This window comes from Streptomyces sp. NPDC006711, from assembly GCF_042869775.1.
In the GTDB taxonomy this organism is placed as follows: domain Bacteria; phylum Actinomycetota; class Actinomycetes; order Streptomycetales; family Streptomycetaceae; genus Streptomyces.
In genome coordinates, this window is record NZ_JBIAGO010000010.1 from 220,858 (window position 1) to 232,879 (window position 12,022).

Below are 12,022 nucleotides of genomic sequence, written 5' to 3' on the forward strand. Positions count from 1 at the left end.
GCGGCGGGAGGAGGGGCGTGAGGAAGCGGCGTGAAGAAGTACGTACCGGCGGCCGGCCGGAGGGGTGCGCGGCGCGGGTAACCTGTCTGCGTGCCCCGTCTGTCTGAAGTCATCGCAGCGCTCGACGCCCTCTGGCCGCCCGAGCGGGCCGAGGGGTGGGACGCCGTCGGCACCGTCTGCGGCGACCCCGACGCCGAGGTGCGCCGGGTCCTGTTCGCCGTCGACCCCGTCCAGGACATCGTGGACGAAGCCGTCAAGCTCGGCGCCGACCTGGTCGTCACCCACCACCCGCTCTATCTGCGCGGCACCACCACGGTCGCCGCGGGCCACTTCAAGGGCCGGGTCGTGCACACGCTGATCAAGCACGACATCGCCCTGCACGTCGCGCACACCAACGCCGACACCGCCGACCCGGGTGTGAGCGACGCCCTGGCGGGCGCCCTCGACGTACGCGTCATCGGCCCCTTGGTGCCCGATTCCACCGACCCGGCGGGCCGCAGGGGCCTCGGCCGGATCTGCGCGGTGGAGCCCCCCATGACGCTCGGCGAGTTCGCCGCCCGCGCCGCCGCCCGGCTGCCCGCCACCGCGCAGGGCATCCGCGTCGCGGGCGACCCCGGCGCCCCGGTGCGGACCGTCGCCGTCAGCGGCGGCTCGGGCGACAGCCTCTTCGACGCCGTACGCGCCTCGGGAGCCGACGCCTTCCTCACCGCCGACCTGCGCCACCACCCGGTCTCCGAAGCCACCCAGCACTCTGCGCACTCCGCGCACTCTCCGCTCGGGCTGATCGACGCCGCGCACTGGGCCACCGAGTGGCCCTGGTGCGAGCAGGCCGCGGCGCAGCTCGACGAGATTTCCGACCGTCACGGCTGGGACCTGAGGGTCCACGTCTCGAAGACGGTCACCGACCCCTGGTCGGCCCACCACACCTCCCCTTCTATTGATGGAGCCCCCAACTGAACGCCGCGCCCGCCGACCAGATCCGCCTCCTCGACGTACAGGCGCTGGACCTGCGCCTGTCGCAGCTCGCGCACAAGCGCACCTCGCTGCCCGAGCACGCCGAGATCGACTCGCTCACCAAGGACCTCACCCAGCTGCGCGACCTCCTGGTCGCCGCGCAGACCGAGGAGAGCGACACCGCCCGCGAGCAGACCAAGGCCGAGCAGGACGTGGACCAGGTGCGTCAGCGCGCCACCCGTGACCAGCAGCGCCTGGACTCCGGCGCGGTCTCCTCGCCCAAGGACCTGGAGAGCCTTCAGCGGGAGATCGTCTCGCTCGCCAAGCGCCAGGGCGACCTCGAAGACGTCGTCCTCGAAGTGATGGAGCGCCGCGAGGCCGCCCAGGAGCGGGCCGCCGAGCTGACCGAGCGCGTCTCCTCCGTCCAGGCCAGGACCGACGACGCCACCACGCGCCGCGACAGCGCGCTGGCCGAGCTCGACGCGGAGATCGCCTCGGCCACCAAGGAGCGCGAGATCGTCGCGGGCTCCGTGCCGGGCGACCTCCTGAAGCTCTACGACAAGCTGCGCGCCCAGCAGGGCGGGGTCGGCGCGGCCCGCCTCTACCAGCGCCGCTGCGAGGGCTGCCGCCTGGAGCTCAACATCACCGAGGTCAACGAGGTCAAGGCCGCCGCTCCCGACGCGGTCCTGCGCTGCGAGAACTGCCGCCGCATCCTGGTGCGCACCTCGGAATCGGGTCTGTAAGTGCCGTCCTCGCCCGCCACGGGACGGCAGTTCGTCGTCGAGGCCGACGGCGGCTCCCGGGGCAACCCGGGCCCCGCCGGCTACGGCGCGGTCGTGCTCGACCCGGTGACGGGCGAGACGCTGGCCGAGGCCGCCGAGTTCATCGGGGTCGCCACGAACAACGTCGCCGAGTACAGGGGGCTCATCGCCGGCCTGCGCGCCGCGCGCGAGCTCGACCCGGCCGCGACGGTGCGGGTCCGCATGGACTCCAAGCTCGTCGTCGAGCAGATGTCGGGCCGCTGGAGGATCAAGCACCCCGACATGAAGCCGCTCGCCGCGGAGGCCGCGCGGATCCTGCCGTCCGGGCAGGTGTCGTACGAGTGGATCCCGCGCGAGCGCAACAAGCACGCGGACCGGCTCGCCAACGAGGCGATGGACGCGGGCCGGCAGGGACGGCGCTGGGAGCCCTCGGCGTCCACTGCGTCCATGGAGTCCTCGGCGTCCTCGGCGCTCGCTTCCGCCGCCGACGCGGGTGCGGCCCGGGTGGTCGGGGATCACGCGGCGGGTGCGGCCAGGGCGCGGGCGGCGCTCGCGGGGGCGATGGGGGCGGGGGCGCCGGGGGCGGGGTTGTCCGGCGGTTCGGCTTCCGTGCCGGTGTCCGCGAGTGCCGCCGGTGTGGTGGGTGCCGTGGGTGCCGGGAGCGCTGTGGGTGCCCGGAGCGCGGGGAGCATGGGGGGCGCAACTGCCGTGCCGGACAAGCCTGTTGAGGCTTCGCCCGGTGTCGGGTGGGGAGCCTCCGCCGATCTGGGGGCGCCCGCGACCTTCGTCCTGCTGCGGCACGGCGAGACGGCGCTCACGCCCATGAAGCGGTTCTCCGGCAGTGGCGGAACCGACCCCGAGCTGTCGGCCGTCGGGCGCGGTCAGGCCGAGCGGGCCGCGGCGGCGTTCGCCGAGCGCGGCACCATCGAGGCCATCGTCTCCTCGCCGTTGCGGCGGTGCCGTGAGACGGCGGCGGCGGTCGCCGACCGACTCGGACTCGACGTCCACGTCGAACCGGGCCTGCGGGAAACGGACTTCGGGGCGTGGGAGGGGCTGACCTTCGCCGAGGTGCGCGAGCGGTACGCCGACGACCTCGGCGCGTGGCTCGGCTCGGCCAAGGCGGCGCCGACGGGAGGCGGGGAGAGCTTCGCGGCGGTGGCGCGGCGGGTCGCCGCGGCCCGGGACCGGCTGATCGCCGCGTACCCCCGGCGCACGGTGCTCCTGGTCACGCATGTGACCCCGATCAAGACCCTGGTCAGGCTGGCTCTGGGGGCGCCGCCGGAGTCCCTGTTCCGGATGGAGCTTTCGGCTGCGTCGGTGTCGGAGGTGGCGTATTACGGGGACGGGAACGCGTCGGTGCGGGGGCTGAACGATACGGGGCACCTGCGGTAGCGGTCCGGGGCCTTCGGGTGCGCCCGGGTCCCGTTTCGCGCAGTTCCCCGCGCCCCTTGAGAACCCTGTTTCGCTTTCGGGTGCGGGCCGGTGCGTGGCTGGGCGCGCAGTTCCCCGCGCCCCTGGGCGGGCGGTGCTGGCCGGCGTGGGTTTGTTCAGCCCCCGTGGTCAGAGGTGAGCCAGGGTTGAGGCCTCGTGGGCCAGGGTCTCGATGTGGGGCCAGTCCTTGTCGGCCAGGGCTTCCCGGGGGAGCATCCACGTACCCCCTACACACCCCACGTTCGGCAGGGCCAGGTACGCGGGGGCCGAGGCGCGCGTGATGCCCCCAGTGGGGCAGAAGCGGGCCCGGGGGAGAGGCGACGCGAGGGACGCGAGGTAGGCCGCCCCGCCCGCCGCCTCGGCCGGGAAGAACTTCATCTCCGTCACGCCCTGTTCCAGCAGCGCCACCACCTCCGACGCCGTCGAGACCCCGGGCAGGAACGGAACGCCCGACTCCTTCATCGCGGCCAGCAGCCTCGGCGTCCACCCCGGGCTCACCAGGAACCGGGCGCCCGCCCCGACCGCGTCGGCGACCCCGGCGGGCGTGATGACCGTACCCGCGCCCACCACGGCCTCCGGCACCCATCGCGCCACGGCCCGGATCGCGTCGAGCGCGGCCGGCGTGCGCAGCGTCACCTCGATCGCCCGGAGCCCGCCCGCCACCAGCGCGCGGGCCAGCGGCACGGCGTCGTCGGCGTCGTCGATGACCACGACCGGTATGACGGGGGCGAGGTCCAGGACGGAGGCGGAGGCGGGGCCGGGGGCAGGGGAGGGCGCTGCGGAGGGCGTCATGCGGGTCATATTGCCGGGGGGCTACGGCATCTGCAATGAGCGTTGCGCATGGTGCAACGTCCGGCGAAGGTGTGCCACGCCGGGTCGGCCCGTGCGCGCCGACCGTCAGTGGATCTGGGTCACCACCACGTCCAGGGACCAGGCGCGGCCCGGCTTGGCCGGCGCTTCGGCTTCCACGACGTGGCCCATGCCGCGCAGGGTCTCCACGAGCTCCGCCGGGTCGGCGGGCCGGGCCCCGGTGGCGAGCAGGTCGCGTACGATCCGGCCCTTCGTCGCCTTGTTGAAGTGGCTCACGACCGAGCGCTTCTCGACCCCGTCGACGACCTGCGCGTGCAGCACCCGGACGGTGGCCGTGCGCTCCGCCACGGCGCCCTTCGGTTTCCACGCGGCGGCGTACGCGGAGGAGCGCAGGTCCAGGACGAGGCCGGTGCCGGCGGCCTCCGTCATGACCGGGTCCATCACGGTCCGCCAGTACGCCCCGAGCGCGCCGAGGCCCGGCAGCTTCACGCCCATCGAGCAGCGGTACGAGGGGATCCGGTCGCCGGTGCGCACCGCGCCCCACAGTCCCGAGAACACCAGCAGCGACTGTGCGGCGCGGCGCTTGGCGGCGGCGTCCAGGGAGGCGAGGCCGAGGGCGTCGTACAGGACGCCGGTGTAGATATCGCCCGCCGGGCGGGTTCCCGCCGTACGCAGCTCGACGTTCTTGGCGATCTCGCCCCGCAGGCCCTCGCTCAGGCCCAGGACCTCGCGTGCCTTGTCCTCGTCGGCGGCGCACAGCTCGACGAGCTCGTCCAGGACGGCGGCGCGGGCGGGGGCGAGGCCGGGCAGGGACAGCGCCTCCGGCTTGAGCGGCGCGCCGCGACCCGAAGCGGCCTTGCCTTCGGAGGGCGGCAACAGCACCAACACGGTCGTTCTCCTTCGTACGTCGGGGGAGGGGGTGCGGCCCCTGTGGCCAGCGTACGGGGGCGCTGCGCTGGGCTTGACCGGGCTTGAGGTTGCCCCGGCCGTGAGGCGCGCCCAGCACGACACGGGGCTCCCGCCCCGGGCCCTGGCTCCTCAAGCGCCGGAGGGGCTGAGTTTGGTTCCGCGCGCCGTCAGGTGCGGCTGGCATGACACGGGGCTCCCGCCCCGGGCCCCGGCTCCTCAATCGCCGGAGGGGCTGAGTTTGGTTCCGTGCGCCGTCAGGTGCGGCTGGCACGACACGGGGCTCCCGCCCCGGGCTCTGGCTCCTCAAGCTCCCCCAAGGCCTCAAGGGCCAGGGGGGACCCCCATGAGGGGCTGATTTGTGGCGCGGCCGGCACCACCCGCGGCTCCCGCCCCACACGCCGACGTGGCCGTTCTCGCCTACGCTCGAACGCATGCCACATCGACACCTTCACCTCCGCGGCGCCGCCCAGGCCCCGTTGTGTGCCGCGTTCGCGGCGTTGCGGGTGGGGCTCGATGTTCCCGACGCGTTTGGCGGGGACGTGCTCGCCGAGGCGGAGCGGGCCGCCGCCTCGCCGCGGCTGCCCCCGTACGACGCGACCGGCGTCGAGCTCTTCACCATCGACCCGCCCGCCTCCACCGACCTCGACCAGGCCATGTGCCTGGAGCGCCGGCCCGGCGGGGGTTTCCGGGTGTACTACGCCATCGCGGACGTCGCCGCGTTCGTCGCGCCGGGCGGCGCCCTGGACGCCGAGGCGCACCGCCGGGTGATCACCCTCTACTTCCCGGACCGCAAGACCCCGCTGCACCCCACCGTCCTGTCCGAGGGCGCCGCAAGCCTGCTGCCGGGCCAGGACCGGCCCGCGCTGCTGTGGCGGATCGACCTCGACGCGGACGGCGCCGCCACCGCCACCGACGTACGCCGCGCCCTCGTCCGCAGCCGCGCCAAACTCGACTACGAGGGCGTACAGCGGGAGATCGACACCGGTACCGCACCCGAATCCCTCGCCCTGCTGCGCGACATCGGCACCCTGCGCGAACAGCGGGAACTCGCCCGTGGCGGCATCTCGCTCAACGTCCCCGAGCAGGAGATCGTCGAGCACGGCGACCGCTACGGCCTCACCTACCGCGCCCCGCTGCCCGCCGACGGCTGGAACGCCCAGATCTCCCTGCTCACCGGGATCGAGGGCGCCCGGCTCATGCTCGCGTACGGCACCGGCATCCTGCGCACCCTGCCCAGCGCCCCGGACGGCGCGGTCGCCCGGCTGCGGCGTTCGGCGCGGGCGCTGGGCATCGAGTGGCCCCACCACGTCCCGTACGCGGCGCTCATCCGCTCCCTGGACCCGCGCGACCCGCACCACGCGGCCTTCCTCCAGGAGTGCACGTCGCTGCTGCGGGGCGCCGGGTACACCGTGTTCACCGGCGGCACGGCGCCCGAGCCCGCCGTGCACGCCGCGGTGGCCGCCCCGTACACGCACTGCACCGCCCCGCTGCGCCGCCTCGTCGACCGGTACGCCGGCGAACTGTGCCTCGCCGCCGTGGCCGGCCAGGAGCCGCCCGGGTGGGTGATGGCCGCGCTCGACGAGCTGCCCAAGGAGATGGCCCGGGGCACCGGCCGCGCCAACACGGTGGAGCGCGAGAGCGTCGACATCGTCGAGGCGGCGCTGCTCAAGGACCGCGTCGGCGAGGTCTTCGACGCGACCGTCATCGACGTGCGCGAGGAGCGGCCCACCGTCGGCACCGTGCACGTGAAGGACCCGGCGGTCGTGGCCCGCGTCGAGGGCGGCGGTCCCCTCCCGCTCGGCGAGCGTCTGCGCGTTCGGCTGACCCAGGCCGACCCCGGGGCGGCGAAGGTGCTGTTCGCGCCGGCGTGAGCGGCGGCGCCTGTGCGCGGGCTCGCGCCCGCCCGCTCACGGAGCGACCGCCGCCCGCACCGCCTTCGCCAGCTCCCCGGCCCGGTCCGCGTGGAAGCGTACGACCGACACCTCGCGCCGCCTTCCCAGGAGCGATACGTGGGTGACGGGCCCGGCCAGCTCCACGGTGAGGGAGGTCTGGGAGCCGACGGGCAGCTCCAGGACGTCGTCCGGGGTCTTGCCGCCCGCGCCCTGGAACCTCAGCTCGTCGCGGACGTGGGCTATGCGGTCGAGCGGGATGACCAGATCGACCCGGGCGCCCGCCCGCACCCGCAGGGCGTCCGGGGTCAGCACGTGCGGCCGGGTCACGGCGGCGGACTGCGTGCCGAGCACCAGGACGACCGTATAGAGGTCCAGCACGAAGAGCACCGCGTGCACGACGGGCCACTGCCGTACCAGGAACGACACCCCGACCGTCTCGACGACGCAGACGAAGGCGAGCCCGTACACCGTCGCCGCCTGCGGGCCCGCGTACCCGAACGCCCGGTCTCCCGGGCCCACTTGGTGGCGCCGGCGCCCGATCCACATCCCGAAGCTGCCGAGCACCTTGCCCTCGTGCGCGACGAGCCGCCGCAGCGCCCCCGGCTCCCGTGTCATCCCGTGCCCCCGTCCGTGATGGCGTCCGTCGTCGTGTCCGTCGTCGTGTCCGGCGTGATGTCTGTCGTGGTGTGCGGGGTGCCTGTCGTCCCCGTTCGTCGCGCGATCCTCGCCATCGCCTGGCGTACCGCCTCGGCCTGGGCGGGCGCGAAGTCGGCGAGGAAGGTCTTGAGAAAGCCCTGGTCGGCCGGGTCGGGGGAGTCCTTGGCCGGCGCTCCCAGCTCGACCGGAAGACAGTCGGCCAGCGCCCGCGCCGCCGTGCCGACCCGGGGGTCGGAGGGGTCGGCGTCCACCAGGTCGTCGAGGAGCGCGTACACCTGGCGCGCCCGCTCGGCGGCGCCGGGCGCCTGGGCCGCGGACCGTACGGCGGCCGTCAGGCGCTCCCGCTCCTCGGGCGTGGCGGCCGTCTCCATGAGGGCGAGCAGTTCGCGGTCCTTGGCGGCCATGGGGGAGTCGGCGGGATGATCGCCCAACGCGGCGAAGAAGTCGGCCAGTTCGGGCGAGAGCTCGTCACCGGGCGACAGACGTCCGTCCTCGGCCCGGGCGAGCAGCGTGGCCAGCCGCTGTCTGCGGGCCCTGATCCGCGCCTCCTGACGCGCGAGGTCGGCGTCCAACTCGGCCAGTACGTCGGCCAGTTCGTACCCCGCGTCGTCCGCGATCACGTCCCGCACCTCATCGAGGCCGAGCCCCAGCTCGGTCAGGCGCCGGATACGGGCGAGCGCGACGGCGTCGCGCACCGTGTAGTGCCGGTAGCCGTTGGCGAGCCGGGCGGGCTCCGGCAGCAGCCCGAGGTGGTGATAGTGCCTGACGGCCCGCGTGGTCACCCCTACCAGCGCGGCGAGCTCCGAGATCCGCATGGGCCTCATTAGAAACGTTGACGTAACGGCAGGGTCAAGCGGAGACGCGGCGCGGGGCGCCCCGGCGCGGTGGGCGGCGGCCTGGGGGCCGCGGGGTGCCGTACGCCGGGTAGCATGGTCGGCACGGCAGACGAGCCGGGCGGGCGGCCGCGTGGAGATCTCGCGATCTTCCCGAGGAACGTCCGGGCTCCACAAGGCAGGGTGGTGGCTAACGGCCACCCGGGGTGACCCGCGGGACAGTGCCACAGAAAACAGACCGCCGGGGACCTCGGTCCTCGGTAAGGGTGAAACGGTGGTGTAAGAGACCACCAGCGCCTGAGGTGACTCAGGCGGCTAGGTAAACCCCACCCGGAGCAAGGTCAAGAGGGAGCGCCCCGGTGCTCCTGCGCGGACGACCGAGGGCAGCCTGCCCGAGTCCGCGGGTAGACCGCACGAGGCCGGCGGCAACGCCGGCCCTAGATGGATGGCCGTCGCCCCGACGACCGCGAGGTCCCGGGGTACAGAACCCGGCGTACAGCCCGACTCGTCTGCCGCCACCTGGGCCGGCTCGCCAGGAAAAGGCGACCCGTTATGGCCCCTACTCCCTCACGCGCTCCGAGCGCTCGTCCTGCGGCAGGGGCCGGCTCGCGCTGGTCGTGGTGGACGTCGGCTTCACCGTGGTGACGGCGCTCGGAGGGCGGTCCCACCTGCGCCCATCACCCCGCGTGAGCATCCGCTCATCCTCCGTGTGGCGCAACGCGCCTCCCGGTCGTAGCGTGATCTGCGGTACCGATCGCAAGCTCGTACCCCGTCCAGGTGGCGGGGTGCTGTTCTCGTCGACTCGGGGACACGAGGTGAAACGCCGTGCCTTCCCTGCACTTTCCCGTGATGCTGGCGCTCGCAGCGGGTGCCTTCTTCCTCCTCCGCAAAGGCGGCACCAAGCTCTCCCACGCGCTCATCTGCGCCGGGTTCGGCTTCTACCTCGCCGACACCGCGGTCGCCCCCTCGCTGCACACCGCGCTCAACTCCGTCACCGGCATGCTCGGCCAGCTCGGCTGAGGGCGCGGACGGCGTCTAAATTATAAGGTCAACCGCCGGATGTGGCACGGTCGTTGCCGAGCGAACGCCGTGCCACGCCGGCCAGGTGGGACTCGAAGGTGCCGGCCGGGTCCTGGGTCAGGGTGGTCAACGCGACCATCGCGGTGATGATGACGTCGCACAGCTCGGACTCCACGTCCTGCCACGTGTGAGAGTGGCCCTTGCGGGGGTTCTGGCCCGTCGCCCCGATGACGGCCTCGGCGACCTCGCCGACCTCCTCCGACAGCTTCAGCACCCGCAGGAGCCGCTGCTGCTCGGGCGGTACGGGGCTCTGTTCGGTCAGCCAGGCGTGCAGGGCGGCGATGGTCGGCCAGGGGGAGGTGTTCATGGGCCCAGCGTCGCATCCGGCGGCTCATCGGTGGCGCGATGTCCGCGCCTAGGGTGTTCTGGGAGGTGCAGTTCCGTCTCAGTTCCAGTCTCCACCGACCGGGAGAAACCGTGTCCATCGCCCTCGACAGGCTGACCAATCCCGCCGTCCGCGCCTTTGTCGGCGCGCTCAACTCCGGTGACCAGAGCGCCTTCCACGCCGCTCTCGCGCCCGGCGCCACCATGTCCGACGACGGCACGGACCGCGACGTCGCGGACTGGTCCGAGCGCGAGATCTTCTCCTCGGGCGGCCACATGGACATCGAGAAGCAGACGAACGACGGGCTCGGCCTGGTCGCCAGCTACCGCAACGACACCTGGGGCGAGATGCGTACCGCCTGGCGCTTCACCGTCGACGGCGGCAAGGTCAGCCGGTTCGAGACCGGGCAGGCCTAGGGGGTGTCTGGTGGACCATGGCCGGGGGCGCGGCGTCTGGCACGGCACCTCGCGGCGTTGCCGAATCGCCCCGATAGCTCCGCTATCGAGACGCTCCGGCGCCTTGCGATGCACCGCACCAGACGCCGCGCCCTGACCGACCCCGATCCACCAGACACCCCCTAGCCCCAACGCCCGTGTGTGCTCGCCCGGTTGGGGCCGGGTGCGCCCCGACCGGACGGCGTCCGCCTTCTACGCCTCGATGCGCGTGCCCACCCCGCTCACCCGGACCCTTGGGTCACCCGCGCGCAGCGTCACCGTCAGCTCGCCGGGGCGTCCCAGGTCCTCGCCCTGGTGCAGGGTCAGCACCGACTCCGGTGCGACCAGGCCAAGTTCACGCGCGTACGCCCCGAACGCGGCCGCCGCGGCCCCCGTGGCCGGGTCCTCCACGACCCCGCCGACCGGGAACGGGTCGCGGACGTGGAACACCGTCTCCGAGGCGCGCCACACCAGTTGGACGGTGGTGAGGTCCAGGCGGTGCATCAGCGCCGTGAGCCGGTCGAAGTCGTAGGACAGCGCGGCCAGGCGTTCCCGGGTGGCCGCGCCCAGGACGAGATGGCGCGCGCCAGCGAAGGCGATCCCCGGCGTGATCGCGGGGTCGAGGTCGTCGGCCGGCCAGTCGAGCGCGGCCAGCGCCTCGGCGAGATCCTTGTCCTTGACGGGCTCGGAGTGGGGTTCGACGCTGGTCAGGGTGGCGCGCAGGGCGCCGCTCGCCGGGTCCTCGGTGACGGCCACCGGTACCGTGCCGGCCGGGGTCGCGAACGTCAGCTCCCCGGGGCCGATCCGCTCGCCCAGCGCGATCGCCGTCGCCACGGTGGCGTGCCCGCAGAACGGCACCTCGGCCTTCGGGCTGAAGAACCGCAGCGTGAACGCGCGCCCCGGCTCGCCGAGCCCCTGCGGCGGCGCCGTCAAGAACGCCGACTCGCTGTAGCCGAGACCGGCCGCGATGGCCAGCATCGCGGAGTCGTCGAGCCCGGAGGCGTCCAGGACGACCCCGGCCCGGTTGCCTCCGGCCGGGTCGCTGGAGAAAGCGGTGTAGTGGAGGACCTGGGGAGCGGGCACGTCATTCGTCATGTCCGGCCCAACTTCCGCGCGGGGTCGCCTATTCCGGCCAGTGCGTAGGCCAGCCGGCGGGATCAGGACGGGGTGCGCGGGCCCGGAACCGCCGGACCGGTTGGCGTGCGGACCGGCTGGCGTAGGCGGACCGGCTGGCGTACGCGCTGGCTGACGTGCGCGGACCGGCGGGCATGCGCACTGGCTGGCCTGTGCGGACCAGGCGGGTTCGATTCGTGTGTCCGGCTAGCGCGCACCGTCGGCCCGGCCCGCCCGTCCAGCCCGGACCCGGGCTCCGACCCGGACCCGGGCTCCGCCCCGGACCCGGGCTCCGACCCCGACCCGGGCTCCGACCCCGACCCGGGCTCCGACCCCGACCCGGGCTCCGACCCCGACGCGGACCCCGCCCGGCCCACGCGCTCCGGGTGCGCCCCCGTTATGTTTTTCGCGGTCCTGCAATGGGGCCGCTGGCCTCCGGGCCCGGTATGACTGTGTTCCCTCTGTCGAACGGATGACCTGGGGGGTGGTGTCGCCGGGCCTGTGGGGTGCCGTCGGAGACGCTGATGAGAGACCCGGCCACCGCCCGGTCCGGCGCAATGCCGGGCAGTACGCGGGCGGCAGGTCTGCATAACGTGGATGCGCGAGCACGGTGCCAACGCCGAGGCCGGCCAGGTCAACCACCCGGGAGGGGTGCGATGTTAGACACCAGTGATGTGGGCGTCTTCCTGGGTATGGACGTCGGCAAGACAGCTCACCACGGCCACGGGCTGACGCCGGCGGGCAAGAAGGTCTTCGACAAACCGATGCCCAACAGCGAACCGAAACTGCGGGCCGTCTTCGAGAAGCTGACCGCGAAGTTCGG

At 73.7% G+C, this 12,022-nt stretch carries 13 protein-coding genes and 1 other RNA gene; 8 read left to right on the forward strand and 6 right to left on the reverse strand.

From position 1 onward, the window contains the following. The first annotated feature begins 90 nt into the window (after positions 1–90). The 3 genes from ACFYM2_RS21765 to ACFYM2_RS21775 are packed head-to-tail and all read left to right on the forward strand — an operon-like array spanning position 91 to position 3,107. Positions 91–957 (forward strand): Nif3-like dinuclear metal center hexameric protein, encoded by an 867-nt coding sequence (locus ACFYM2_RS21765; protein WP_359008564.1) that lies wholly within the window; start codon positions 91–93, stop codon positions 955–957. Then, complete coding sequence (locus tag ACFYM2_RS21770; protein ID WP_359008582.1) at positions 954–1,697, forward strand: C4-type zinc ribbon domain-containing protein; 744 nt, start codon at positions 954–956, stop codon at positions 1,695–1,697. Before ACFYM2_RS21765 ends, ACFYM2_RS21770 begins: the two co-directional genes overlap by 4 nt. Continuing rightward, positions 1,698–3,107: a bifunctional RNase H/acid phosphatase gene (locus ACFYM2_RS21775; RefSeq protein ID WP_388457902.1), complete on the forward strand. Its 1,410-nt coding sequence runs from the start codon at positions 1,698–1,700 to the stop codon at positions 3,105–3,107. Positions 3,108–3,275: 168 nt separating this feature from the next. Here the strand turns inward: ACFYM2_RS21775 and eda are convergent, their stop codons facing one another. Further along, positions 3,276–3,938 carry a bifunctional 4-hydroxy-2-oxoglutarate aldolase/2-dehydro-3-deoxy-phosphogluconate aldolase gene (eda, locus tag ACFYM2_RS21780; protein WP_359008568.1) on the reverse strand — a complete coding sequence of 221 codons (663 nt, stop codon included), beginning with the start codon at positions 3,936–3,938 and terminating at the stop codon, positions 3,276–3,278. Between the two features lie 105 nt (positions 3,939–4,043). Continuing rightward, complete coding sequence (gene yaaA / locus ACFYM2_RS21785) at positions 4,044–4,844, reverse strand: peroxide stress protein YaaA (RefSeq protein WP_388838355.1); 801 nt, start codon at positions 4,842–4,844, stop codon at positions 4,044–4,046. 452 nt (positions 4,845–5,296) lie between these two features. Between yaaA and ACFYM2_RS21790 the strand changes: the two genes are divergently transcribed. Continuing rightward, on the forward strand, positions 5,297–6,736 hold the full coding sequence (locus ACFYM2_RS21790; protein WP_359008572.1) for an RNB domain-containing ribonuclease: 1,440 nt from the start codon (positions 5,297–5,299) through the stop codon (positions 6,734–6,736). 36 nt (positions 6,737–6,772) lie between these two features. Here the strand turns inward: ACFYM2_RS21790 and ACFYM2_RS21795 are convergent, their stop codons facing one another. Together ACFYM2_RS21795 and ACFYM2_RS21800 are read right to left on the reverse strand one after the other, a co-directional pair. Continuing rightward, positions 6,773–7,372, reverse strand: coding sequence for a hypothetical protein (locus ACFYM2_RS21795; RefSeq protein WP_388457896.1), 600 nt, complete (start codon positions 7,370–7,372; stop codon positions 6,773–6,775). Then, positions 7,369–8,229 carry a MerR family transcriptional regulator gene (locus ACFYM2_RS21800; protein WP_388838360.1) on the reverse strand — a complete coding sequence of 287 codons (861 nt, stop codon included), beginning with the start codon at positions 8,227–8,229 and terminating at the stop codon, positions 7,369–7,371. Before ACFYM2_RS21800 ends, ACFYM2_RS21795 begins: the two co-directional genes overlap by 4 nt. Before the next feature lie 131 nt (positions 8,230–8,360). Here ACFYM2_RS21800 and rnpB point away from each other — a divergent pair. Both rnpB and ACFYM2_RS21810 read left to right on the forward strand, forming a co-directional pair. Further along, an RNA gene (gene rnpB, locus ACFYM2_RS21805) (RNase P RNA component class A) lies at positions 8,361–8,759 on the forward strand. Positions 8,760–9,072: 313 nt separating this feature from the next. Continuing rightward, positions 9,073–9,267 (forward strand): hypothetical protein, encoded by a 195-nt coding sequence (locus ACFYM2_RS21810; RefSeq protein WP_159030374.1) that lies wholly within the window; start codon positions 9,073–9,075, stop codon positions 9,265–9,267. Positions 9,268–9,295: 28 nt separating this feature from the next. On the opposite strand, the gene ACFYM2_RS21815 is transcribed toward ACFYM2_RS21810, so the two are convergent. After that, the gene (locus tag ACFYM2_RS21815) at positions 9,296–9,634 is read right to left on the reverse strand and encodes a MazG-like family protein (protein ID WP_388838363.1); all 339 of its coding nucleotides are present in this window, start codon (positions 9,632–9,634) and stop codon (positions 9,296–9,298) included. 110 nt (positions 9,635–9,744) lie between these two features. Here ACFYM2_RS21815 and ACFYM2_RS21820 point away from each other — a divergent pair, with 110 nt between their 5' ends. After that, positions 9,745–10,068, forward strand: coding sequence for a nuclear transport factor 2 family protein (locus tag ACFYM2_RS21820; protein ID WP_359008580.1), 324 nt, complete (start codon positions 9,745–9,747; stop codon positions 10,066–10,068). A gap of 231 nt (positions 10,069–10,299) precedes the next feature. On the opposite strand, the gene ACFYM2_RS21825 is transcribed toward ACFYM2_RS21820, so the two are convergent. Then, the gene (locus ACFYM2_RS21825; protein WP_388457890.1) at positions 10,300–11,181 is read right to left on the reverse strand and encodes a PhzF family phenazine biosynthesis protein; all 882 of its coding nucleotides are present in this window, start codon (positions 11,179–11,181) and stop codon (positions 10,300–10,302) included. A gap of 674 nt (positions 11,182–11,855) precedes the next feature. On the opposite strand from ACFYM2_RS21825, the gene ACFYM2_RS21830 reads away from it, so the two are divergent. Then, a partial coding sequence (locus tag ACFYM2_RS21830) for a transposase (protein ID WP_388838393.1) occupies positions 11,856–12,022 on the forward strand: 167 nt, incomplete at its 3' end.